The 24,379-nt window shown below is 73.4% G+C and carries 19 protein-coding genes; 17 read left to right on the top strand and 2 right to left on the bottom strand.

Annotation, left to right across the window (positions count from 1 at the left end; translation table 11 throughout):
- Positions 1-27 precede the first annotated feature (27 nt).
- The 3 genes from ACZ407_RS22490 to ACZ407_RS22480 all read left to right on the top strand — a co-directional run bounded on the left by ACZ407_RS22490 (position 28) and on the right by ACZ407_RS22480 (position 2,189).
- A complete protein-coding gene (locus ACZ407_RS22490; protein ID WP_468130894.1) occupies positions 28-807 on the top strand; it encodes an exodeoxyribonuclease III in 780 nt (259 codons plus the stop codon).
- Between the two features lie 69 nt (positions 808-876).
- Entirely contained in the window at positions 877-1,317 is a 441-nt protein-coding gene (locus tag ACZ407_RS22485) for a DUF6278 family protein (RefSeq protein ID WP_468130892.1), read from the top strand.
- Between the two features lie 128 nt (positions 1,318-1,445).
- Positions 1,446-2,189, top strand: coding sequence for an amino acid ABC transporter ATP-binding protein (locus ACZ407_RS22480; protein ID WP_468130890.1), 744 nt, complete (start codon positions 1,446-1,448; stop codon positions 2,187-2,189).
- A gap of 293 nt (positions 2,190-2,482) precedes the next feature.
- Here the strand turns inward: ACZ407_RS22480 and ACZ407_RS22475 are convergent, their stop codons facing one another.
- Positions 2,483-3,718 carry a L,D-transpeptidase gene (locus ACZ407_RS22475; protein ID WP_468130888.1) on the bottom strand — a complete coding sequence of 412 codons (1,236 nt, stop codon included), beginning with the start codon at positions 3,716-3,718 and terminating at the stop codon, positions 2,483-2,485.
- 217 nt (positions 3,719-3,935) lie between these two features.
- Between ACZ407_RS22475 and ACZ407_RS22470 the strand changes: the two genes are divergently transcribed.
- The 6 genes from ACZ407_RS22470 to ACZ407_RS22445 all read left to right on the top strand — a co-directional run bounded on the left by ACZ407_RS22470 (position 3,936) and on the right by ACZ407_RS22445 (position 11,129).
- Positions 3,936-5,099 (top strand): lipid II:glycine glycyltransferase FemX, encoded by a 1,164-nt coding sequence (locus tag ACZ407_RS22470; protein WP_468130886.1) that lies wholly within the window; start codon positions 3,936-3,938, stop codon positions 5,097-5,099.
- Positions 5,024-6,766 (top strand): murein biosynthesis integral membrane protein MurJ, encoded by a 1,743-nt coding sequence (gene murJ, locus ACZ407_RS22465; RefSeq protein ID WP_468130884.1) that lies wholly within the window; start codon positions 5,024-5,026, stop codon positions 6,764-6,766. The genes ACZ407_RS22470 and murJ overlap by 76 nt, the downstream gene beginning before the upstream one ends.
- A 39-nt stretch (positions 6,767-6,805) precedes the next feature.
- Entirely contained in the window at positions 6,806-7,486 is a 681-nt protein-coding gene (locus ACZ407_RS22460) for a response regulator (RefSeq protein WP_468130882.1), read from the top strand.
- Positions 7,483-8,922, top strand: coding sequence for an ATP-binding protein (locus tag ACZ407_RS22455; RefSeq protein WP_468130880.1), 1,440 nt, complete (start codon positions 7,483-7,485; stop codon positions 8,920-8,922). Before ACZ407_RS22460 ends, ACZ407_RS22455 begins: the two co-directional genes overlap by 4 nt.
- Positions 8,919-9,578, top strand: a complete 660-nt coding sequence (locus tag ACZ407_RS22450; protein WP_468130878.1) for a hypothetical protein — start codon at positions 8,919-8,921, stop codon at positions 9,576-9,578. Before ACZ407_RS22455 ends, ACZ407_RS22450 begins: the two co-directional genes overlap by 4 nt.
- Before the next feature lie 231 nt (positions 9,579-9,809).
- Positions 9,810-11,129 carry a cytochrome P450 gene (locus ACZ407_RS22445; protein WP_468130876.1) on the top strand — a complete coding sequence of 440 codons (1,320 nt, stop codon included), beginning with the start codon at positions 9,810-9,812 and terminating at the stop codon, positions 11,127-11,129.
- Here ACZ407_RS22445 and ACZ407_RS22440 read toward each other — a convergent pair.
- Positions 11,089-11,814 carry a hypothetical protein gene (locus ACZ407_RS22440; protein ID WP_468130874.1) on the bottom strand — a complete coding sequence of 242 codons (726 nt, stop codon included), beginning with the start codon at positions 11,812-11,814 and terminating at the stop codon, positions 11,089-11,091. The genes ACZ407_RS22445 and ACZ407_RS22440 overlap by 41 nt on opposite strands.
- A 67-nt stretch (positions 11,815-11,881) precedes the next feature.
- Between ACZ407_RS22440 and ggt the strand changes: the two genes are divergently transcribed.
- The 8 genes from ggt to ACZ407_RS22400 all read left to right on the top strand — a co-directional run bounded on the left by ggt (position 11,882) and on the right by ACZ407_RS22400 (position 24,216).
- Positions 11,882-13,717 (top strand): gamma-glutamyltransferase, encoded by a 1,836-nt coding sequence (ggt, locus tag ACZ407_RS22435; RefSeq protein WP_468130872.1) that lies wholly within the window; start codon positions 11,882-11,884, stop codon positions 13,715-13,717.
- A 364-nt stretch (positions 13,718-14,081) separates the two neighbouring features.
- On the top strand, positions 14,082-14,246 hold the full coding sequence (locus ACZ407_RS22430) for a hypothetical protein (RefSeq protein WP_468130870.1): 165 nt from the start codon (positions 14,082-14,084) through the stop codon (positions 14,244-14,246).
- A gap of 606 nt (positions 14,247-14,852) precedes the next feature.
- Positions 14,853-16,307, top strand: coding sequence for a hypothetical protein (locus ACZ407_RS22425; RefSeq protein WP_468130868.1), 1,455 nt, complete (start codon positions 14,853-14,855; stop codon positions 16,305-16,307).
- A gap of 189 nt (positions 16,308-16,496) precedes the next feature.
- Complete coding sequence (locus ACZ407_RS22420) at positions 16,497-17,339, top strand: nitrilase-related carbon-nitrogen hydrolase (protein WP_468130866.1); 843 nt, start codon at positions 16,497-16,499, stop codon at positions 17,337-17,339.
- Positions 17,340-17,377: 38 nt separating this feature from the next.
- Positions 17,378-18,628 (top strand): aspartate aminotransferase family protein, encoded by a 1,251-nt coding sequence (locus ACZ407_RS22415; RefSeq protein ID WP_468131103.1) that lies wholly within the window; start codon positions 17,378-17,380, stop codon positions 18,626-18,628.
- 43 nt (positions 18,629-18,671) lie between these two features.
- On the top strand, positions 18,672-20,072 hold the full coding sequence (gene hydA / locus ACZ407_RS22410; protein WP_468130864.1) for a dihydropyrimidinase: 1,401 nt from the start codon (positions 18,672-18,674) through the stop codon (positions 20,070-20,072).
- A gap of 13 nt (positions 20,073-20,085) precedes the next feature.
- Positions 20,086-21,102 (top strand): TIGR03842 family LLM class F420-dependent oxidoreductase, encoded by a 1,017-nt coding sequence (locus ACZ407_RS22405; protein WP_468130862.1) that lies wholly within the window; start codon positions 20,086-20,088, stop codon positions 21,100-21,102.
- Positions 21,103-21,207: 105 nt separating this feature from the next.
- Entirely contained in the window at positions 21,208-24,216 is a 3,009-nt protein-coding gene (locus ACZ407_RS22400) for a glycine--tRNA ligase (RefSeq protein ID WP_468130860.1), read from the top strand.
- Positions 24,217-24,379: the final 163 nt, after the last annotated feature.

Raw genomic sequence — 24,379 nt, 5'->3', positions numbered from 1 at the left:
TCGGTGCCGGGCGGTAGGTTGGAAGGCATGCGCATCGCCACGTACAACGTCAACTCGATCACCGCCCGGCTGCCGCGGCTGCTGGCCTGGCTGGAGAGCAGCGGCACCGACGTGCTCTGCATCCAGGAGACCAAGTGCACCGCCGAGCAGTTCCCCCACGAGGAGCTGCGCGAGCTGGGCTACGAGTCCGCGGTCAACGCCACCGGCAGGTGGAACGGGGTGGCCCTGCTGTCGAAGGTCGGCATGGAGGACGTGGTGACCGGGCTGCCGGGCGGACCGGACTACGAGGGGGTCCAGGAGCCCCGGGCCATCTCCGCGACGTGCGGCGGGGTGCGGGTCTGGTCGGTGTACGTGCCCAACGGCCGCGAGGTCGAGCACGACCACTACGGCTACAAGCTGGACTGGTTCCGCGCGCTGGCCGCCGCCGTCGCCGAAGACGCGGCGGGGGAGCGCCCGTTCGCGGTCCTCGGGGACTTCAACGTGGCGCCGACCGACGAGGACGTGTACGACCCGGCCGTGTTCGCGGGCGCCACCCACGTGACCCCCGCCGAGCGGGAGGCCCTGGTGGCCCTGCAGGCCGCCGGGCTGTCCGACGTGTTCCCGCGCGCGCTCAAGTACGACCGTCCGTACACCTTCTGGGACTACCGGATGCTCGCCTTCCCGAAGAACAAGGGCATGCGGATCGACCTGGTGTACGGCAACGCGGCCTTCTCCAAGGCGGTCAAGGACGCGTACGTGGACCGCGAGGAGCGCAAGGGCAAGGGGGCCTCGGACCACGCCCCCGTCGTCATCGACCTGGACGTCTGAGGGCAGGGACCCCGGTGGGCCCAGGCGCGCCTGGGACCACCGGGCCGATACGGATGCGAGGCTGGTGCCATGAACATCCCCTTCCTGGGCAACTGGCTCAAACGGCACGAAGCGGGGCAGGGCCACGGGCTGGCCGCCGCCCTGGCCGACGACCCCGCAGGGGTGGCCGAACTCCTGTCGGAGTGCGAGATGCTCCGGGTCCAGGCGGGGGCGGCGGGACTCGAACTCGACGAGACCCCCGGATCGTTGGAGGCCCTCGACCAGCTCATGCCGCGCTGGCGGCGGGACCCGGAGGCGGCGCCCTGGCTGGGCAACGACGCGGGCCTCTACCTGGGCACGGTGATCATCAGGAGCGTGCCGGGAGCCGGCTGGATCGTCTGGCCGAACGGGCAGCCGGTGATCCGCCTGGCCTCGGGGCGCGAGCTGAACGTGGTCGAGTCCGGCCTCTCCTGGGCGCTGACCGGGTCCCCCGAACTCTTCCAGGTCTACGCCGAGGCCTCCGAGCTCTGACCGGCAGGCGGGGCCCGCGTCCCACCTCCGTAGGGTTTATGCCCCTTTTATGCGTGTCGAGGTGAAGTCCCCTTCCGGGCTGGATAGTTTGCGCTGACCCGGCACAGCGAGAGTGGGTAGGGCAGCGCATGGCCGTCGATCCGTTGATCGAGCTGCGGAACGTCAACAAGCACTTCGGGCAGTTGCACGTACTCCAGGACATCACCCTCGGCGTCGGCCGCGGGGAGGTGGTCGTGGTCATCGGCCCCTCCGGCTCCGGGAAGTCCACCCTCTGCCGGACGATCAACCGGCTGGAGACCATCGAGTCCGGCACCATCACCCTCGACGGGCGTCCGCTGCCCGCCGAGGGCAAGGAGCTGGCCGCCCTGCGGGCCGACGTGGGCATGGTCTTCCAGTCCTTCAACCTGTTCGCGCACAAGACCGTCCTGGCCAACGTGTCCCTGGCGCAGATCAAGGTCCGCAAGCGCAAGAAGGAGGAGGCCGACCGGCGCTCGCGGGAGCTCCTGGAGCGGGTCGGCCTCGCCTCGCAGGCCGAAAAGTTCCCCGCCCAGCTCTCCGGCGGCCAGCAGCAGCGCGTGGCCATCGCCCGCGCCCTGGCCATGGACCCCAAGGCCCTCCTCTTCGACGAGCCCACCTCCGCCCTCGACCCGGAGATGATCCAGGAGGTGCTGGAGGTCATGCAGAGCCTGGCCCAGGAGGGCATGACCATGGTCGTCGTCACCCACGAGATGGGCTTCGCCCGCTCCGCGGCCAACCGCGTCGTGTTCATGGCGGACGGCCGCATCATCGAGGACCGGCCGCCGCAGGAGTTCTTCACGGCCCCCGAGAGCGCCCGCGCCCGGGACTTCCTGTCCAAGATCCTCAAGCACTGAGGTCCCGCGGGGTGGTTCCCCGTACGGCGGGCCAGCCGAGGACCCCGGACCGGCTGCCGCCGGGACCGGGGCGCAGGCGAGCCGCCCCGCCCCGGCAGCAGCCGGTGATCACTGCTCGCGCAGCGGGACCGACGGGTACGAGGGGTCGGCACCGGGCGAGGAGAAGGTCAGCTGCGCGCCGGCGGGGCCGTGCTCGGTTTCCGGGAGGGGCCGGGGGGCCGGGTGCCGGTGCCCCGGCGGCCGGTCCGGGCCGGGGTGCGGGCCGGGGGCTCGGGCCGGGTCCCGGGAGGGGCTCAGCCCTGCGGGGAGCCGCCCTTGAGGGCGCTCTTGGCCTGCCAGTCGGCCCAGGACAGGTTCCACTCGCCGTAGCCGTTGCCGAGCTCGGGCTTGCCCTTGGAGCCGCTGCCGGTCACCTCGAACGGGTCGCCGGGCTGCACCTCGGCGTACAGGGCCGAGGCGTTGGCGTCGCTCATCCCGACGCAGCCGGAACTGGTGTTGGCGCGGCCGAAGTTGGCGGCGTTCCAGGGGGCGGCGTGGGCGTACATGCCGGACCAGGTCAGCCGCATCGAGTAGTCGACCATCTTGTCGTAGGCGTCGCCGAGGCCCACCGTCTGGGAGTCCATCCGGATGGTGCCCTCCTTGGCCATCACCACGAGCTTGCCCTCCCAGGAGGCCTTCTGGCCGCCCGGGGTGCCCGCCGAGACCGGGATGTCCTGGACCTGCTTGCCGTCCCGGGTCATCGTCAGCCGGTGGGCGTCGAGGTCCACCGTGATCCGCTGGTCCTTGCCGATCTTGAACTCGGTGCTGTAGTCGCGGACGAAATAGCCGCCGTCCTTGCCGGAGTCCACCCCGTTGAGCTCCATGTCGAGCTTCACGTCCGTGCCGGACTTCCAGTACTCCTTGGGGCGCCAGTCCACCCGGTCCTTGCCGGAGTAGTCCTTCATCCAGCCCCACGAGCCCTCGGTGTGGTTCGAGGAGCTCACCTTGAGGTGCTTCTCGACCTCCGCCTTGTTCGTGACGGGGTTGTCGAAGACGAGGGACAGCGGCTGGGCCACGCCCACCACGGAGCCCTTCCCGGGCATGATGGTGATCTTGTTGACCTGGTCGGCGGCCGCCGTCGTGAACTGCGCGTCCGCCGCCGCCCCGTCGGTGTCCTTGGCCGCCACCTTGTACGCCGTACCGGGCGAGGCGTTGCGCTCCGAGGTCCAGGTCTTCCCGTCGGCGGATATCCGGCCGGTCAGCTCCCCGCCCTTGGCGTCGGTGACCTTGACCAGGGACAGCTTCGAGCCCTGGGTGAGGGTCACCGTCACCGGCTTGCCCGCCGGCGCCTTGGCGCCCGTCAGGTTCACGCCGATCGCCATCTCGGGCTTCTTCATCTCGGCCGAACCGGCACCCGCCCCGCCGGATCCCCCCGAGCACGCGCTGAGCGCGGCGGCGAGCAGGGCGGCGCTGCCCGCGAGGGCGGGACGGCGCAGGCGGCGCGACGGCGAGGTGCTGCGAATGCTGCGGGTGCGGCGTGTACGGCTCAACGAAAACCCCTCCGGAAATGTGTATGTCCGCAAACAAGATGGGGACAGGGGGACTTTAGGTTCCCGGCCGCGCGGAAATAGTCGTCCTGCGGCGTTGTGACGTGGACCGCAGCAGAACGGTCATCGTCCGGTCACAAACGGCGTGCGGTTCCGTCATCGCCGCCTGTGAGAGTCCTGTGCACCGCCTCCCACCGGATGTACAGGAAGGACAACTGCCGTGTGTGCACTGCTCGTGACCAGCAGCCGGCCGACCCGGGAACAGGAGCTCGAAGTCCGCTCGCTGTCCGTCCCCGAATACAGCCGATTCCTCGCAGAACACGGGCAGGCGAGTTTCCTGCAATATCCGTCCTGGGCCGGAGTGAAGGACCATTGGCGCGCGGAAAGGGTCGGATGGCACTTGCCCGACGGCCGCACGGCGGGCGCCGCCCTCGTTCTCCTCCGCCAATTCCCCGGCACCCGAAAATACTTCGCCTACCTCCCCGAGGGCCCGGTCGTCGACTGGTCCGACCCCGCGCTCGACCGCTGGCTCGACCCGCTGCTGCGCCACCTGCGCGCCGCCGGGGCTTTCGCCGTCCGGATCGGCCCCGCGCCCGCCTACCGGCGCTGGGAGGCCGCCGCCGTCAAGGCCGGCACCGGGCCCGGGCACCGGCTCGCCGACCTCCTCGCCACCGAGGTGGACCCGGCCGGGGCGGCCCTCGCCGACCGGCTGCGCACCCGCGGCTGGACCCGCTGCGGCGGCGAGTCCGACGGCGACGCCCAGCCCCGGCACGTCTTCCGGGTCCCGCTCGCCGGCCGCACCCTCGACGACCTGTGGTCCGGGCTCAACCAGGAATGGCGGCGCAACGTCCGCAAGGCCCGCAAGGCCGGCGTGGAGACCGTCGTGGGCAGCGCCGCCGACCTGCCCGAGTTCTACCGGCTGCTCCGGCTGACCGAGGACCGCGACGGATTCCGGCTCGGCCGCTCCCTCGCCTACTACGAGCGCCAGTACGCCGTCCTGAACGCCGAGCAGCCCGGCCGGATGCGCCTCTACCTCGCCCGCCACGAGGGCGAGATCCTCGCCGCGCACACCATGATCGTGGCCGGCCGGCGGGTCTGGTACCAGACCGGCGCCTCCGCCGACCACCGCCGCGAGGTCCGCCCCAGCAACGCCCTCCAGTGGCGCATGATGTGCGACGCCCACAGCCTCGGAGCCGACGAATACGACATGCGCGGGGTACCCTCCACCCTCGACCCCGACGACCGCTCCTTCGGTCTGCTGCGCTGGAAGCTCGGCACCGGCGGCCAGGTCGTCGAAACCCTAGGAGAATGGGAGATCCCCATGCCCGGAGCGGCCAACCACGCGCTCCACCGCGCCTTCCAGGCCTACCTGGCGCGCCGGTGAGCACGACCGACACCCGCCCGGAACCCTCCGGCCCCGCACCCTCCGCCGGGCCCGAGGCCGCGCCGAAGGGCTCGGTGCTGCGCAGCGGCGCCCTGATGGCCGCCGGCTCCGTGGTCTCCCGGGCCACCGGCTTCGTCCGCTCCGCCGTGGTCGTCGCCGCCCTCGGCACCGGTGTCCTCGGCGACGGATACGCCGTGGCCAACACCGTGCCGAACATCCTCTACATCCTGCTCATCGGCGGGGCGCTCAACGCCGTCTTCGTGCCCGAACTGGTCCGCGCCGCCAAGGAGCACGCGGACGGTGGGGCCGCCTACACCGACCGGCTGCTGACGGCCTGCACGGCCGCCCTGCTCGTCATCACCGCGGCCGCCGTGCTCGCCGCCCCGCTGCTGGTCGGCGCGTACACCGAGTACACCGGCGAGCAGGCGGAGCTGACGGTGGCCCTGGCCCGCTACTGCCTCCCGCAGATCTTCTTCTACGGACTGTTCACCCTGCTCGGGCAGGTGCTGAACGCCCGCGGCCGGTTCGGCGCGATGATGTGGACCCCCGTCCTCAACAACCTCGTCGTCATCGCCGTGTTCGGGCTCTTCCTCGCCGTGGTCCCCACCCTCGACGACACCGGCATCGGCCCCTCCGAGGCCCGGCTGCTCGGCTGGGGCACCACCGCCGGCATCGTGGTCCAGGCCCTCGCCCTCGTCCCCTCGCTGCGCGCCGCGGGCTTCCGCTGGCGGCCCCGCTTCGACTGGCGCGGCAGCGGCCTGACCCGCCCGCTGCGCAACGCCGGCTGGCTGGTCCTGCTCGTCCTGACCAACCAGGTCGGCTACTGGGTGGTCACCCGGCTCTCCACCATCACCGGGCAGCGCGCCGAGGCCGGCGGGGTGACCGGCGGCGCGGGCTACACCGCGTACAGCAACGCGTACCTGCTGTGGGCCGTCCCGCAGGGCATCGTGACGGTCTCCCTGGTCACCGCGCTGATGCCGCGGATGAGCGCGGCCGCCGCCGACCGCGACCTCGCGGCGGTGCGCCGCGACATCTCGTACGCGCTGCGGTCCTCGGCCGCGCTCGTGGTCCCGGCCTCCTGCCTGTTCCTCGCGCTCGCGCCCTGGGTGATGGGCAGCGTCTTCGGGTACGGCCGCACCGGCCCCGACGACGTGGCGGTGATGGCCGGGATGCTGATGGCCTTCGCCCCCGGGCTGATCGCCTTCTCCGGGCAGTACGTCCTCGCCCGCGGGTTCTACGCGCTCTCCGACACCCGCACCCCCTTCTTCCTGAACCTGGTCATCGCCACGCTCAACGCCGGACTCTCGGCGGCCGCCTACGTGTTGCTGCCGCCGCGCTGGGCGGTCACCGGCATGGCCGGGGCCTACTCGGTGGCCCTCTTCGCGGGCTTCGCCGTCACGGCGTTCACCCTCGCCCGGCGGCTCGGCGGCGGCCCCGTCCTGCGCTCGCCCGCGCTCGGCGCCCACCTGCGCCTGCTGGCCGGCGCCGTGCCCGCCGCGGCCCTCGGGCACGCGGCCGCGCGGTACGCCGACGGCCTCGGCAGCATCCCGGCCCTCGCCGCCGGCCTGCTCGTGACGGCCGCCGTCCTGCTCCTGCTCGCCCGCCCCCTGGGCCTGACCGAACTCACCGGCGCGGTCGCCTCCGTCCGCCGGCGCTTCGGCCGATAGGCCGACGAGACCCCGCCCCCTGCCTGGAATGATGATCCGATGCCACGCGTACTGCTGATCGAGGACGACCCGTCCGTTCGGGAAGGGGTGGGCCTGGGCCTGCGCCGCCGCGGACACGAGGTGCGCGCCGCGGAGACCGGAGAGGCGGGACTGCTCGCCCTCGCCGAGTTCCGGCCGGAGATCGTGCTGCTCGACCTGATGCTGCCCGGGATGAACGGGGTGCAGGTCTGCCGGCGCATCCGCGACACCAGCCAGCTGCCGATCATCATGCTGACCGCCCGCGGGGACGACTTCGACATCGTCGTCGGCCTGGAGGCCGGAGCCGACGACTACATCGTCAAGCCCGCCCGGACCGAGGTCATCGAGGCCAGGATCAAGGCCGTGCTGCGGCGGCTGAGCGAGCCGGCCGGCCGGCCCTCCGTCGAGTTCCACGGCGACCTCGCGGTCGACCGGGCCGGGCTCACCGTCGCCAAGAACGGCGAGCGGCTCGCACTCGCCCCCAGCGAGATCAAGCTGCTGCTCCACCTCAGCGCCTCGCCGGAGCAGGTCTTCAGCCGCCAGCAGCTGCTGGAGTACGTCTGGGACCACAGCTACCACGCGGACGCCCGGCTGGTCGACGCCTGCGTCCGGCGGCTGCGCACCAAGATCGAGGACCCGGAGGGCAGCCCCCGCTACGTCCAGACCGTCCGCGGCTTCGGCTACCGGTTCGGGCCGCTGTGAAGCGATTCGCCCCGCTCGGCCTGCGCACCCGCCTGATCGCCGGCTTCCTGCTCGTCGCCGCCATCAGCGCGCTCACCACCGCCGCCCTGACCTACCGGGAGGCCCGCAGCGCCGTCCTGCGGCAGACCCAGGACACGGCGGTCGCGAGCATGCGCGACGTGCTCGACCGCAGGCCCGTCAGACTGCCCTACGCGTCCAGGAGCGAGCTCAGCGCCGAATGCCGCGAGATCGCCCGGCTCGCCAAGCCGCACCCCTGGGCCGTGTTCGCAGAGTACGGCTCGATGCGGGCCTCCTCCGGCAACCTGGCCACCTCCACCGTGATCACCGCAGAGCTGCGCGCCGAGGCCCACCGCGCCCCGCGCGCCGTGTTCCAGCGCGTGGTCAAGGACGGCGTCCCGTACCTCACGTTCGCGATGCCCACCGTCATGGACCACGCGGGCAACCGCGTGGACACCGGACTCGTGTTCTACGGGGTGATGGCCATGCACACCGAACAGACCACCATCGACGCCATGGTCCTCGCCGCCCGCGACGGGGCCCTGCCCGGCCTCGCCATCGCCGTCGTCCCCGCCCTCCTCGCCGCGCGCAGCGTGCTGCGCCCCGTACGGGACATGCGCCGGGCCGCCCGGAAGATGGGCGAGGGGCGGCTGGACACCCGCATCGAGGTCAAGGGGCGCGACGAACTCGCCGACCTGGCACGGACGTTCAACGAGACCGCCGGGGCGCTGGAGGCCTCCGTGGCCGAACTCCGACAGGCCGAGGCCCGGGCCCGCCGGTTCGCCGCCGACGTCTCCCACGAACTGCGCACCCCCCTCGCCGGCATGCTCGCCGTCACGGAGGTGCTCGACGAGGACGCGGACCGGCTCGACCCCGACACCGCCTCGGCCGTGCGACTGGTGAGCGCCGAAACCGGCAAACTCGCCCACCTGGTGGAAGACCTGATGGAGATCTCCCGGTTCGACGCCCGGGCCGCCGAACTCCACACCGACGAGGTGGACATGTCGGAGACCATCGCCAAGACCCTGGAACGCCGGCACTGGCAGGACCAGGTCCACACCGACGTGCCCGCCGGCCTGCGGGCCCGGCTCGACCCGCGGCGCTTCGACGTGGTCCTCGCCAACCTCGTCGGCAACGCGCTGCGGCACGGCGCCTGCCCAGTGCGGATCCGGGTGTACGCCGAAGCCCGGCCGGGCGGCCCCTGGCTGCTCACCGAGGTCGCGGACAGCGGGCCGGGCATCGCGCCCGAGGTGCTCCCGCACATCTTCGACCGCTTCTACAAGGCGGACGCGGCCCGCACCCGGTCCGCCGGCAGCGGACTGGGCCTGGCCATCACCCTGGAGAACGCCCGCCTGCACGGCGGCACCATCCGGGCGGCCAACGGGCCCGGCGGAGGAGCGGTGTTCACCGTCGAGATGCCCTGGGAGGCCCGCGCATGAACCGGCGTACGACCGACGGCCGGTCCGGTGGCGCGGCCGACAGCCCGGCCGCCGGCGCGGCCGGGCTGCGCCGGTTGTGCTCGCGGCGGGCCGGGGCCGCGGCGGCGGCCGCCCTCCTGGCCGCGGCCGCCCTCGCCGGCTGCGGCAGCCTGCCCACCCGCATCCAGGGCACCGACGTCATCGAGGCGGGCCAGCCCGCCGAAGTGGCCGCCGACCGCCCCAACGGCAGCATGCTCTTCTTCGTCGGCCCGAACGGCAAGCTCACCCCGGTCGTGCAGCCCGGGGTCTTCGACGCCGACCCGCAGCGCTCGGAGGGCACCTCCGGGGAGGGCTCAGGCTCGGACACCGGCTACAGCGTGCCTCCGGACTACGTCATCGACCGGCTGCTCGTCGGTCCCACCGCCGACGAGCGCAAGGCGGGGCTGTACTCCGCCCTCCCGTTCTTCCCCAAGGCCCCCTCGGTGACGGTGGAGTACACCGAGGACGTGATGCGGGTGCGCCTCAGCCTGTCCGTCACCCGCCTTTCGGCCACCGCGCGCGCCCAGCTCGTGTGCACCGCAGCGCACGCCAACGCCAAGCGCCCGGCCGTGGACGTGGTCCTGATGGGCCCCGACGGGGCCACCGAGCCGACCGCCTGCGATCCGCCCGGCAGCTGACGGCGGGGGCGGGGTCCAGGGGCCCCGCCGCACGCCCTGCCCGCCCCGCGGGCGGCGACGGGCCCCGGGTGACGCGCCGACCGCCCCCTTGCCGGGCGGCGGTCCGGCAGGACACCGTGGGTCCCGCCCGGCCGGAGCGCGGCACGGGCCCGGCGGCCCGGTCACGGCCGCCGCCGGACGGCAACCGGCCGCCGGCAGCGACGGGCGGCGGACAGCGGGGAGCGCGCAGCGGTGAGCACAGCGGACCAGCAGCACACCGGCACCGGGCGGCCGGAGGTGCCGGACGTCTTCGACCCGCGCATCTACGCGGAGGCCGTCCCGCACTCCGCCTACCGGCTGCTGCGCGACCGGCACCCCGTGGCCTGGCAGGCGGAGCCCGAGATCCTCGGCTGGCCCGCCGGACCGGGCTTCTGGGCGGTCACCCGGCACGCCGACGTGGTCCGGGTGCTCAAGGACGCGCGTACGTACTCCTCGTACCTGGGGGCCACCCAGATCCGCGACCCCGACCCGGCCGACCTGCCCTTCCTGCGGCGCACCATGCTCAACCAGGACCCCGCCCCCGGCCCCGCCGCACCCGGGGAGGCCCCCGCGGGCCACGGCAGGCTCCGCCGGCTGCTCGCGCGCGCCTTCACCCCGGCCCGCGTCGAACGGTTCGGCACCCGGGTCCGGGACCGCGCCCGCAGCCTGCTGGCCGCCGCCCGGGAGGGCGCCGAAGACGGCGCCGCCGACATCGTGCGGACCGTCACCGACGAGTACGCGCTGCTCAACCTCGCCGACCTGATGGGCGTACCGCCCGCCGACCGCGCACTGCTGCTCGACTGGACCGTCCGGATCATCGGCTACCAGGACCCCGAGGACGCCCCCGCCCCGGTCCTCGACGCCGCGGGCAAGCCCCTCAACCCCCGCTCGCCCGCCCTGCTCGGCGAGATGTTCGGCTACGCCCGCGACCTCGCCGCGCACAAGCGGCGGCACCCCGCCGACGACCTGATGACCACCCTGGCCGAGGCCGGACTCGACGAAGCCGAACTGGAGATGTTCTTCTTCCTGCTGACCGTCGCCGGCAACGACACCGTCCGCAGCGCCGCGCCCGGCGGACTGCTCGCCCTGGCCGGGGCCCCGGGGGAGTACCGGCGGCTGCGCGCCGGCGAGGTGCCGGCGGCGGCCGCCGTGGACGAACTCCTGCGCGTGCACCCGCCCGTGCTCAGCTTCCGGCGCACCGCCGCGGCCGACACCGAACTCGCCGGGCAGCACATCGCCGCCGGGGACAAGGTCGTGGTCTTCCACGCCTCCGCCAACCACGACGAGCGCGTCTTCGCCGACCCGCACCGGCTCGACCTCGGCCGCACCCCCAACCCGCACGTCTCCTTCGGCGACGGCCCGCACGTCTGCCTGGGAGCCCACTTCGCCCGGCTCCAGCTGCGCACCCTCTACGAGGAGTGGACCCGCTGCATGCCCGCACCCGAACTCGCAGGCACGCCACGCCGGTTGGTGTCCAACTTCATCAACGGCCTCACGCGGCTGCCGCTGCGGGTGTCCGGGCCGCCGCGGTGACGTCCGCCACCAGCTCGGTCACGTCCGGGCCGTAGGCGAGGGAGTTGACGACCTTCAGGATCAGGGCGAAGGACTTCCGGCCGTAGGTGCGCGCCAACTGCTCGTGGTGGCGGGCGAGATAGCGGGCCGCCGCCTGGTTGCTGATCGCCGTCTGCCCGCTCACCAGGAACACCGGGCGCGCACCCGCCTCCGTGGTGAGCCGCGCCAGCAGCACGTACTCGACGGTGTCCTTCTGCCAGCGGTACGTCTCCCCGCCGACGCGCAGCGCACCCCGGTCGGCGCTGACGTCCGTGCTCAGGTCCACGTGCACACCCGGGAGCATCGAGGCCAGGTGCGCGGCCGTCCGCACGTTGGATATCGGGCCGCCCACGCAGAACTCGGCCCGCTCCCCGAATCCCTGACGGGCCGTGTCGTGCTCCACGATCTGCACGTTCGCCCCGCAGTCCTTGATCAGAGCCGATATCTCCAGGAGCGCGAGCGCATCCCGGCGGTGCACCGAGCTCTCGGTGCCGCCCATCTGGCGGTTGACGACGAAGAGGCAGTCCGAGCCGGTGGGCAGGCCGAAGAACGCCTGCTTGCGGCGGAGTTTGCGCAGCCACAGGTAGGTACGGGCGAACCAACCGAGCGATCCGCTCACCCCGGTGGCCGCCACCCCGAGGAGGATGTTGCGCAGGTCTTCGTTCATGCGCGGGATGGTAGCGGCAGCGCACCGGAAGTTACCCTGCGCGGGTCGCCGTCCACCGGAGGTCCCGATGCGCCGTGCCCGCACCCGCTCCTTAGCGCTCCTCGCCCTCGCCGCGGCCCTCGCCGCCACGGGCGCCACCGCCCCGCCCACCACGTCCGCCGCCGGGCCCGGGCCCGCCGCCCGCCCCGCCGGGGACACCCCGCCGAAGGTCCCGGTGGCCGTGGGCTACGGCGGCGCCGTGGCCAGCGCCGACGCGGACGCCTCCGCCGCCGGCATCGCCGTCCTCCGCGAGGGCGGCAACGCCGTGGACGCCGCCGTCGCCACCGCCGCCGCGCTCGGCGTCACCGAGCCGTACTCGGCGGGCATCGGAGGCGGGGGCTACTTCGTCTACTACGACGCCTCCCGGCGCCGGGTGTTCACCGTGGACGGACGCGAGACCGCCCCCGCCACCGCCGGCGAACAGCTCTTCCAGGAGAACGGCGTCCCCATCCCCTTCGCGGAGGGCCAGACCAGCGGCCTGGGCGTCGGCGTCCCCGGCACCCCCGCGACCTGGCGCACCGTGCTCGACTCCTGGGGCAGCCGGCCGCTGCACCGGCTGCTGAAGCCCGCGGAGAAGCTGGCCCGGGACGGGTTCACGGTGGACGCCACCTTCCGCAGCCAGACCGAGGCCAACGAAGCCCGCTTCCGGGACTTCCCCGACACCGCGCGGCTCTTCCTGCCCGGCGGCCGGCTGCCCGAGATCGGCAGCACGTTCAAGAACCCCGACCTGGCCGCGACGTACGCCGAACTGGGCCGCACCGACAGCGCCGCCCTCTACCGCGGCAAGCTGGCCCAGGACATCGTCGGCGCGGTGCGCCGGCCCCCGGTGGACCCGGCCGCCACCCGCAAGGTGCGCCCCGGCGACCTCACGACGGCGGACCTGGCCCGGTACGCGGTCAAACGGCAGGAGCCCACCCGGCTGCGCTACCGGGGCCTGGACGTGTACTCGATGGCCCCCTCCTCCTCCGGCGGCACCACCGTGGGCGAGGCCCTCAACATCCTGGAGCGCTCCGACCTGGGCGCGCTCGACGAGGCCCAGTACCTGCACCGGTTCATCGAGGCGACCCGGATCTCCTTCGCGGACCGCGGGCGCTGGGTCGGCGACCCCGCCTTCTCCGACGTGCCCACCCGCGGGCTGCTCTCCCAGCGGTTCGCCGACTCCCGCGGCTGCCTGATCGACCCGGCCAAGGCGCTGAGCAGCCCGCTCGCCCCCGGCGACCCGCGGCACCCGGTGCCGTGCGGGAGCACCGGCCGGGCCGCCCCGACCACGTACGAGGGGGAGAACACCACCCACCTCACGGCCGCGGACCGCTGGGGGAACGTGGTCTCGTACACGCTGACCATCGAGTCCACCGGCGGCAGCGCGATCACCGTGCCCGGCCGCGGCTTCCTGCTCAACAACGAGCTGACGGACTTCTCCTTCGCCCCTGCCGTCGCCGGCGTGCCCGACCCGAACCTGCCGGGGCCCGGCAAGCGGCCGCGCTCCTCGATGTCCCCGACGATCGTGCTGGAGCACGGCCGTCCGGTGCTGGCGGTCGGCTCCCCGGGCGGCGCGACCATCATCACCACGGTGCTCCAGACCCTCGTCGGGCACCTCGACCGCGGCCTGCCGCTCGTCGAGGCCATCGCGGCGCCGCGCGCGAGCCAGCGCAACCAGGCCACGACCGAGCTGGAACCCGCCCTGTGGAACAGCCCGCTGAAGGCACGGCTGGAGGCGCTGGGCCACGGCTTCCGCCTCAACCCGGAGATCGGCGCGGCCACCGGAGTCCAGTCCCTGCCGGACGGCCGCTGGCTCGCCGCCGCCGAAACCACCCGCCGCGGCGGCGGCTCGGCGATGGTCGTACATCCGTACGGGAGGCCGTGACGGGGGGCGGGGCGCCGGGACCGGCTCGGGACCCTGGCCCCGCCCCGGCTGAGCTCGGACCCGGCCCGGTCCGGCTCGGCCCGGTCCAGCTCGGCTGAGCTTGGGCTCGCTCCGGCTCGGCTCGGCCTGGTCCGGCCCGGCCCCGCGCGGCTCGGCCGGGTCCGGCTCGGCCCCGCGCGGCTCGGCCGGGCTCGGCTCGGTCCGGCCCGGCTCGGTCCGGCCCCGCACGGCTCGGCCGGTCCGGCTCCCGCCTCCCGCCGGGGGTTGGTGCTGCTCCGGCGTGGTGGCCCGGGCCCGGCCGCGGGTGGGCCGTTCGGCGCAACGGGCGGAGCGGTTGGCCGTGCGGCGGGGCAGAGGTGAAGGCGTGTCTTCTCTGAACACCTCCAAGCGGATCGGGCTCGGGATCCTGGGCGGGCTGCTGGCGGCGGGGCTGCTGCTGGCGTGCGGTGATGCCGAAGCGAGGGCTGCGCGTACCACCGCGGCAACCTCCCCCCACCCGCCCGACCCCTCACCCCCTGCGGGGACCTGACCCCGCGCCCCCGGCCGACGCCGGGCCCCCGGGCTCTGCCCGGACCTGCGCCTCAATCGCCGGCGGGGCTGGATTGTGCCGGGCCGTGTCCGGCGGGATTCGGCTTCGTCGCGGCTCTCGCCGTGACCGCTCCCGGCTCCGCCGTTGTCCCGGGCGCGGGGTGATTTCCAGCCCCTCCGGCGTTTGAGGAGCGGGGTTTGGGGCGGAGCCCCAAGGCAACCCGGCTGGCGCCGGGCACCGGGCTCTGCCCGGACCCGCGCCTCAATCGCCGGCGGGGCTGGATTGTGCCGGGCCGTGTCCGGCGGCCTCGCGAGATCCGGCTTCGTCGCGGCTCTCGCCGTGACCGCCCGGCTCCGCCGTTGTCCCGCGCCCGGGGTCATTTCCAGCCCCTCCGGCGTTTGAGGAGCGGGGTCTGGGGCGGAGCCCCAGGGGACCCCGCTCTGCGGGTGGACCGGGCTCGGGGAAATCCCAGCCCCGCCGGCGATTGAGGCGCGGGGTCCGGGGCGGAGGACGGGGCGTGTGCGTAGCGGAGTCGGGGTTTTACGCGCCGTCAAGATGTGCGGCTCCCGTAGCCCGCCCGTAACACGCATGCGATCCAATGCACCCATGGAACGCGGAGCGGAAACAACAGGCCCCACCGACCCCGTGGATCAACTCGCCTCGCACCTGCGCAGGTTGACCTCCCTGCTCGACCCCTCGTCCGGCTGGTACGCGGAGTTCCTCGGACGTGATCCGGAGGGCATGAGGGCCTGTCTCGACGGGACCGCCGTCCCGCCTTGGGACGTGGTCCAGTCCCTCCTGCACGACCTCGCCGTGCTGCACGGCCCGGACGCGGCCGCGCACGAGACCGCCGCGGCAACCCGGCTCCGCGCCGCCGCGGTCGCTGCGTACGACCAACGCCCGGGGGGAAGGGAGGAGTTGGGCCTCGCGCTGGGCGCCGCACAGGCGCAGCTGGGGAGTTCGGAGCAGGCCCAGAACCGCCTGGCGGCCGAGCTGCACGGCGCCGCCGACCGCAACCGCGCGGAACTGCTCGGCCGCGAACTCTCCTGGGTCCGCGACGACCTGGCCCGCGCCCGTTCGCGCTGCGCCGACCTCACCGCCCGGCTCGCGTTCCTCGCCGAGTCCGAAGCGCTCCGGAACCCCGCCCCCGCCGCGGACGAGGTCCCGGCCGGCCCCACGGCCCCCGCCGATCCGGCCGCCCGGCAGCGCGCACTCGGCGGCACCGGCCGCCGGATGCTGCGCGGGGCGGGGCGCGGTTCCGGCGGGGCCCGGTACGCCGGTTCCCCGGAGGCCGAGGACCCCGCGACCGCAGCCGTCCCCGCGCCGCCCGGCCTCCCGGCCGCCGCCGCACCCCGCGGGGCCCGCTACGCCCCCGCCGGGACCCCCGTACCGGAACGCCCCGCGGAGTCCGTCCCCGCACCGGGACGCCCCACCGCCGCCCCCGGCCGGGAGCCCGGCCATGAGCCCCGCGCAGAGCACGGCCGAGGGCCCGGCCTGGAGCCCGCGGACGCCCGCGCGGACGCCCGCGCAGACGCGGCCGCCGTGGTCCTGGCGCTCACCGGCCTGCGGGCCGAGGGCCGCACCGGCGAGGCGCACGCCCTGCTGTGCGAGGCCGCCGCCTGGCCCCCGGCGCTGCTCCCGGCGCTGGCCGGGCAGCTGGAGCAGGCCGGGCTCGGCGCGGACTGGGCCACCCTGCTCTGGGAGGCCGCCTCGCTGCCGCCCGCGCACCTCGCCGCGGCCGCGGCCGCCCTGAGTTCCGCGGGCCGGGAGGCCGACTGCGGCAGGCTGCTGCGCCAGGGGGTGGCCCGCCCGGCCGCCGAGATCGCCGACGCGGCCCTGGCCCTCGCCGGGTCGGGCCGCGACCGGGAGGCCGGGGCCCTGCTGGGGGCGTTCGTACGGGTGCGTTCGGCGGAGGAGTCCGCCCGGCTGGCCCGGCAGGACCCGCAGCGGCTCGCGCACCGGCTGCTGGCCGCGGCCCGCGGCGTGTCCGCAAGCCGGCACCGGGACCTGGTCCACGCCTTCCGGGTGGCCGGGATCTCCGTGGGTCAGGGGCTGGCCTGAACTGTTCGCTCGGTGCCTGCGCCTGCCCGTCACTGCAAGGAATCGATCACGGCCGGGCGGAAGGTGATCGACTCTGCCGGTTGGGGGCGATGGTCTTGCCCAGGCCCCGGACGGGGCTTACGTTCTCCTATCTACGCATTCCGTCTACGTGCGTAGAGGCTCTCTGACGTCCCGTCGAAGGAGCAGCTCATGGCCCACGTCGTCCGCGCCGCCCTGGTCCAGGCCACCTGGACCGGCGACAGCGAATCCATGATCGCCAAACACGAGGAGCACGCCCGGGAAGCGGCACGCCAGGGCGCCCGGATCATCGGCTTCCAGGAAGTCTTCAACGCCCCCTACTTCTGCCAGGTGCAGGAGCCGGAGCACTACCGGTGGGCCGAGCCCGTGCCGGACGGCCCGACCGTGCGCCGGATGCAGGACCTGGCCCGCGAGACCTCCATGGTCATCGTCGTGCCCGTGTTCGAGGTGGAGTCCTCCGGGTTCTACTACAACACCGCCGCGGTCATCGACGCGGACGGCACCTACCTCGGGAAGTACCGCAAGCACCACATCCCGCAGGTCAAGGGCTTCTGGGAGAAGTACTACTTCCGCCCGGGCAACCTGGGCTGGCCGGTCTTCGACACGGCCGTCGGCAAGGTCGGCGTCTACATCTGCTACGACCGCCACTTCCCCGAGGGCTGGCGCCAGTTGGGCCTCGCCGGCGCCCAGCTCGTCTACAACCCCTCCGCCACCTCCCGCGGCCTGTCCGCCTACCTCTGGCAGCTGGAGCAGCCCGCCTCCGCGGTGGCGAACGAGTACTTCGTGGCCGCCATCAACCGGGTGGGCCAAGAGGAGTACGGGGACAACGACTTCTACGGCACCAGCTACTTCGTCGACCCGCGCGGCCAGTTCGTCGGCGAGCCCGCCAGCGACAAGGAGGAGGAACTCCTCGTCAGGGACCTCGACTTCGGCCTCATCGAAGAGGTCCGCACCCAGTGGGCCTTCTACCGCGACCGCCGTCCCGACGCCTACGGAGGACTGGTCCAGCCGTGATCTCACCCCTGTCCCTGCACAGCCGCCACCGCAACGTCATGCCCGACTGGCTGGCCCTCTACTACGAGCACCCCGTCGAACTCACCCACGGCGAGGGCCGGCACGTCTGGGACGCCGACGGCAACCGCTACCTCGACTTCTTCGGCGGCATCCTCACCACCATGACCGCCCACGCCCTGCCCGAGGTCACCAAGGCGGTCGCCGAGCAGGCCGGACGCATCGTCCACTCCTCCACGCTCTACCTCAACCGGCCCATGGTCGAGCTCGCCGAACGGGTCGCCGCCCTCTCCGGCATCCCCGAGGCCCGGGTCTTCTTCACCACCTCCGGCACCGAGGCCAACGACACCGCCCTGCTGCTGGCCACCTCGTACCGGCGCTCGAACCAGATCCTGGCCATGCGCAACAGCTACCACGGCCGGTCCTTCTCCACCGTCGGCATCACCGGCAACCGGGCCTGGTCGCCGACCAGCCTGTCCCCGCTCCAGACCCTCTACGTGCACGGCGCGGTCCGCAGCCGCGGCCCCTTCGCCGGGCTCTCCGACGAGCGCTTCACCGAGGCCTGCGTAGCCGACCTCGAAGACCTGCTCGGCCAGGCCCGCGGCTCGGTGGCCGCCCTGATCGCCGAACCCGTACAGGGCGTCGGCGGGTTCACCTCCCCGCCGGACGGCCTCTACGCCGCTTTCAAGCAGGTCCTCGACCGGCACGGCATCCTGTGGATCAGCGACGAGGTGCAGACCGGCTGGGGCCGCACCGGCGACAACTTCTGGGGCTGGCAGGCCCATGCGCAGAACGGCCCGCCGGACATCCTCACCTTCGCCAAGGGCATCGGCAACGGCATGTCCATCGGCGGGGTCGTCGCCCGCGCCGAAATCATGAACTGCGTGGACGCCAACTCCATCTCCACCTTCGGCGGTTCACCGGTGACCATGGCCGCCGGCAACGCCAACCTCGGCTACCTCCTCGAACACGACCTCCAGGGCAACGCCCGCCGGGTCGGCGGCCTCCTGCTGGAGCGGCTGCGCGCCATCGGCGCCGGCGTGCCCCACGTCCGCGAGGTCCGCGGCCGCGGCCTGATGGCGGGCATCGAGCTCGTCCACCCCGGCACCGACCGCGCCCATCCCGAAGCGGCCGCCGCCGTCCTGGAGTCGGCCCGCGAGGCGGGCCTGCTGCTCGGCAAGGGCGGCGGGCACGACACGAGCGTGCTGCGCATCGCCCCGCCGCTGTCGCTGACCGTCGCGGAGGCCGAAGAGGGCGCCGAGATCATCGAACGGGCCCTGCAATCCCTGTAGTTGCCGAGTCCGGCACACCCTCTGGCCGACGGGAGCCGCCACCGTGAGCACGCGCACCCTGATCCGCGGCGGGCTGGTCGTCACCGCCGCGGACGAGATCCACGCGGACGTCCTGATCGAGAACGGCCGGATCGCGGCACTCGCCGCCCACGGCACCGACACGGCCGCGGGCTGGACCGCGGACCGGACCATCGACGCCACGGGGAAGTACGTCATCCCCGGCGGGGTCGACGCCCACACCCACATGGAACTGCCCTTCGGCGGCACCTTCGCCTCGGACACCTTCGAGACCGGCACCCGGGCCGCCGCCTGGGGCGGCACCACGACCATCGTGGACTTCGCCGTCCAGTCCCAGGGGCAGTCCCTGCGGGCCGGACTCGACGCCTGGTACGGCAAGGCCGACGGCAACTGCGCGATCGACTACGCCTTCCACATGATCGTGTCGGACGTCAACGAGCACACCCTCAAGGAAATGGACGGACTCGTCGAAGAAGGCGTGACCTCGTTCAAGCTCTTCATGGCCTACCCGGGGGTCTTCTACTCGGACGACGGCCGGATCCTGCGCGCGATGCAGCGGGCCTCCGGCAACGGCGGGCTGATCATGATGCACGCCGAGAACGGCATCGCGATCGACGTGCTGATCGAGCAGGCCCTCGCCCGCGGTGAGACCGATCCCCGGTTCCACGGGGAGGTCCGCAAGGCGCTGCTGGAAGCCGAGGCCACCCACCGGGCGATCCAGCTCGCCCGGGTGGCCGGCGCCCCGCTGTACGTCGTCCACGTATCGGCCGAGGAGGCGGTCGCCGAACTGGCCGCCGCCCGGGACAAGGGGCTGCCGGTCTTCGGCGAGACCTGTCCGCAGTACCTCTTCCTGTCCACCGACAACCTCGCCGAACCGGACTTCGAAGGGGCCAAGTACGTCTGCTCCACGCCGCTGCGGCCGCGCGAGCACCAGGCCGCACTGTGGCGGGGGCTGCGGACGAACGACCTCCAGGTGGTCTCCACCGACCACTGCCCGTTCTGCTTCCGCGGGCAGAAGGAACTGGGCCGCGGGGACTTCTCGAAGATCCCCAACGGCCTGCCGGGGGTGGAGAACCGCATGGACCTCCTCCACCAGGCCGTCGTGGACGGGCACATCAGCCGCCGCCGCTGGATCGAGATCGCCTGCGCCACCCCGGCCCGGATGTTCGGCATGTACCCGCAGAAGGGCACCATCGCCCCCGGATCCGACGCCGACATCGTCATCTACGACCCGCACGCCGAGCAGGTCCTCTCCGCCGAGACCCACCACATGAACGTGGACTACTCGGCGTACGAGGGCAGGCGGATCACCGGACGCGTCGACACGGTCCTCTCGCGTGGTGAACTCGTCATCGACCGGCGCGAGTTCACCGGCCGGGCCGGCCACGGGGCCTTCATCCACCGCTCCACCTGCCAGTACCTGTAAGGAGTGTCCCCGCATGGACTTCGGCCTCGTCCTGCAGACCGACCCGCCCGCCTCCCAGGTGATCAGCCTGATGAAGCGCGCCGAGCGCAACGGCTTCCGCTACGGCTGGACCTTCGACTCGGCCGTCCTGTGGCAGGAACCCTTCGTCATCTACAGCCAGATCCTCGCCCACACGCAGAAGCTGCACGTGGGTCCGATGGTCACCAACCCCGGCACCCGCACCTGGGAGGTCACCGCCTCCACCTTCGCCACCCTCAACGACATGTACGGCAACCGCACCGTCTGCGGCATCGGCCGCGGGGACTCGGCGATGCGGGTCGCCGGGCGCGCCCCCAACACCCTCGCCCGCCTCGGCGAGGCCATCGAGGTCATCCGGGACCTGGCCGAGGGACGGGAGGCCGAGGTGGACGGCAAACCGCTCCGCATCCCGTGGATCAAGGACGGGAAGCTGCCCGTCTGGATGGCCGCGTACGGCCCCAAGGCCCTCGCGCTCGCCGGGCAGAAGGCGGACGGGTTCATCCTCCAGCTCGCCGACCCGTTCCTCACGGAGTGGATGGTCAAGGCGGTCCGGCAGGCCGCGACCGAGGCGGGGCGCGACCCGGACGCGATCACCGTCTGCGTAGCTGCGCCTGCGTACGTCACGGCCGACGGCTCGCCCGAGGCGCTGGCCCACGCCCGCGACCAGTGCCGCTGGTTCGGCGGGATGGTCGGCAACCACGTAGCCGACCTCGTCTCCCGCTACGGGGAGCACTCCTCGATGGTCCCCGACGAGCTGACCGAGTACATCAAGACCCGCCAGGGCTACGACTACAGCCACCACGGCCGCGCCGGGAACCCCTCCACCGACTTCGTCCCCGACGAGATCGTCGACCGCTTCTGCCTCCTGGGCCCGGCCGAGGCCCACGTCGAAAAGCTGCGCGCCCTGCGCGGGCTCGGCGTGGACCAGTTCGCGGTCTACGACATGCACGACGCCCGGGAGACCACGATCGACGCCTACGGGCAACAGATCATCCCCGCGATCAACGGATAGCGCCGCTCGTTCGTCGTCCTCACCGGGTCCCGGATTTCCTCGCCGGGTTCCTCGGGGATTCCGTTTCCCGCAGAGGTGGTTGGCCGTATGAAATAGTCCCCGTTCATGGATACGGAACGGACGACGCTGACCATGCAGGATGCGATCCTCACCCTGCAGAAATACTGGAGCGACAACGGCTGCATGATCACGCAGCCGCTGAACACCGAAGTGGGCGCCGGTACGGCCAACCCGGCCACGGCGCTGCGGGTGCTCGGCCCCGAGCCCTGGAGCGTCGCCTACGTGGAGCCGAGCGTCCGGCCCGACGACTCGCGCTACGGCGAGAACCCGAACCGGCTGCAGACCCACACGCAGTTCCAGGTGATCCTCAAGCCCGACCCGGGCAACCCGCAGGAGCTCTACCTGGGGAGCCTCCAGGCCCTCGGCATCGATCTCGCCGCGCACGACGTGCGGTTCGTGGAGGACAACTGGGCCTCCCCTGCGCTGGGGGCCTGGGGGCTGGGCTGGGAGGTGTGGCTGGACGGCATGGAGATCACCCAGTTCACCTATTTCCAGCAGGTCGGCGGGATGGGCCTGGCCCCGGTGTCGGTCGAGATCACCTACGGCCTCGAACGCATCATGATGAACCTCCAGGGCGTCTCCCACTTCAAGGACATCGCGTACACCCGGGACATCACCTACGGCGAGGTGTTCGGCCAGAACGAATACGAGATGAGCCGCTACTACCTCGACGACGCCGACGTCGACACCAACCACCGCCTCTTCGAGTCGTACGCCGCCGAGGCGCGGCGCCTGCTCGACCTGGGGCTGCCGGTCCCGGCGTACCTGTACGTGCTCAAGTGCAGCCACACCTTCAACGTCCTCGATGCCCGCGGCGCGATCAGCACCACCGAACGCGCCAAGGCCTTCTCGCTGATGCGCGGCCTCACCCACGAGTCGGCCGGGCTGTGGGCGCAGCGCCGCGCCGCCCTGGACCACCCGCTCGGACTCGCGCCCGCGCCGGCCCCCGCCGTGCGGGCCCCGCTGCCCGCGGTGACCGGCACCGAGACGCTGCTGTTCGAGATCGGCGTGGAGGAGCTCCCGCACTCCGACGTGGTCGCCACCACCGATGCGGTCCGCGAGTCCGTCACGGCCAAGCTCGCCGCCACCCGGCTGGTACACGGTGCCGTCGAGGTGCACGCCACGCCGCGCCGCATCGTGGTGACGGTGGAGGCGGTACAGCCGCGGGAGTCCGACGTCCGCCGGACCGTGCGCGGCCCCAAGACCGCCGCCGCCTACCGGGACGGCGAGCCCACGCCCGCCCTGTCGGGCTTCGCCCGGAGCCAGGGCGTGGACGCCGCGGACGTCGGCACCGTCGAGGTCAACGGTGTCGAGTACGTCGCGGTCACCCGCGACGAACCGGGCCGCACGGCGGTCGAGGTGCTCAGCGAGCTGCTGGCCGAGGTCGTGGCCGGCCTGCGGTCCACCCGCAACATGCGGTGGAACGACCCGACCCTGTCCTTCTCCCGGCCCGTCCGCTGGCTGCTCGCCCTGCTCGACCGTACCCCGCTGCCGGTGGCCGTCTCCGCGCTCTCCTCGGGCACCACCACCCGGCTGCACCGCACCGCCCCCGACCCCTCCGTCCAGGTGACGGCCGCCGAGGGCTACGCCCACTTCCTCGCGCTGCACGGGATCCTGCTGGACCGGGGGACCCGGCGCAGCGCCGTCGTACGCGGCGCCGAGGAGTCGGCGGCCGAGGTGGGCGGGCGCGTGGACCTGGCCGGCGAGGCCGCCCTGATCGACGAGATCACCGACATCGTGGAGTACCCGTACCCCGTCCGCGGGACCTTCGACGAGCGCTACCTGGAGCTGCCGCCGAGCGTCCTGACCACCGTGATGCGGAAGCACCAGCGGTACCTCCCCGTACGGGACGCCCAGGGCCGCCTGCTGCCGCACTTCGTCACCTTCGCCAACGGCATCTGCGAGGACGAGGTGGTCCGGGCGGGCAACGAGGCGGTGCTGCGGGCGCGTTACGAGGACGCCGCCTTCTTCTGGCGGGCCGACCTGAAGGTGGCCCCCGAGGAGTTCCGCCGCCGACTGGCCAAGCTGACCTTCGAGGACCGGCTCGGTACGGTCGCCGACCGCGCCGACCGCATCGCCGGCCTCGCCCTCGACCTGGCCGGACGCGCCGGCCTCGCCGAGGAGGCGGTGGCCACCGTGCGCCGCGCCGGTGAACTGGCCAAGTTCGACCTGGCCTCGCAGATGGTCGTCGAGTTCTCGGGGCTGGCCGGCGTGATGGCCGAGGAGTACGCCCGGCGCGCCGGCGAGTCCGCCGAAGTGGCCCGCGCCCTGGCCGAGATGGAGCTGCCCCGGGCCGCCGGCGGCGCCCTGCCCACCGGCGGTGCGGGCGGTGTGCTCTCGCTCGCCGACCGGTTCGACCTGGTGACGGGGATGTTCGTGATCGGTGCGGTGCCGACCGGGAGTTCCGATCCCTACGGTGTCCGCAGGGCCGCCATCGGCCTGCTCAACGTCCTGCGGAGCGTGCCGTCGCTGGCCGGCGTACGGGTCGGCGACGGGCTGCGCGGGGCCGCCGAGCGCTATGCCGCCCAGGGTGTCGACGTACCCGCCGAACGCCTCGCGGAGGCCGCCGGCCTCATCGCCCGCCGCTACGAGCAGCAGCTCACGGACGAGGGGCACGCCCACCGCCTGGTCCAGGCCGTCCTGGTGTGGGCCGACCGCCCGGCACACGGTGACCGCACGCTCGCCGTGCTGGAGCGCCACGTCGGCACCGAGGCGTTCGACGCGCTGACCGCCGCGCTCCAGCGGGTGGTCCGCATCCTGCCCGCGGCCGCCCCGGACGGCCCCGGCGCCGTGGCGGCGGGGGTCCCGCCGACCGCCCCCGCGGAGCTGCGACTCGCCGAGGCCACCGAGGCGGTCCGCCGGGCGCTCGACGGGCGCGAGGACGACCTCGCCGCGCTGATCGAGGCGTCCGGGCCCCTGGTCACCGCGGTCGACGCCTTCTTCGAGGAGGTCCTGGTGATGGATCCCGACCCCGCCGTCCGCGCGGCACGACTGGCTCTGCTGGACGGTGTGGCCGGGCTGGCCCGCCCGATGCTGGACTGGAGCGCGCTGTAGGACCCGGCGCGGCGACCGGGTGGCCGAACGGGTGCGGGCGGCGGCCGGCCCCGCCCGCACCCGTTCGACTCACCGGGACCCCGCAGGCCTGCGGCCTGCGGGGTCCTTGATCCATGGACATGTCACGTCGGATACCCTCTCGTATGGCGTGAAGGGAATCAGC

Source organism: Streptomyces sp. NPDC030809 (genome assembly GCF_055572195.1).
This window is presented reverse-complemented; position numbering and strand designations above follow the sequence as displayed.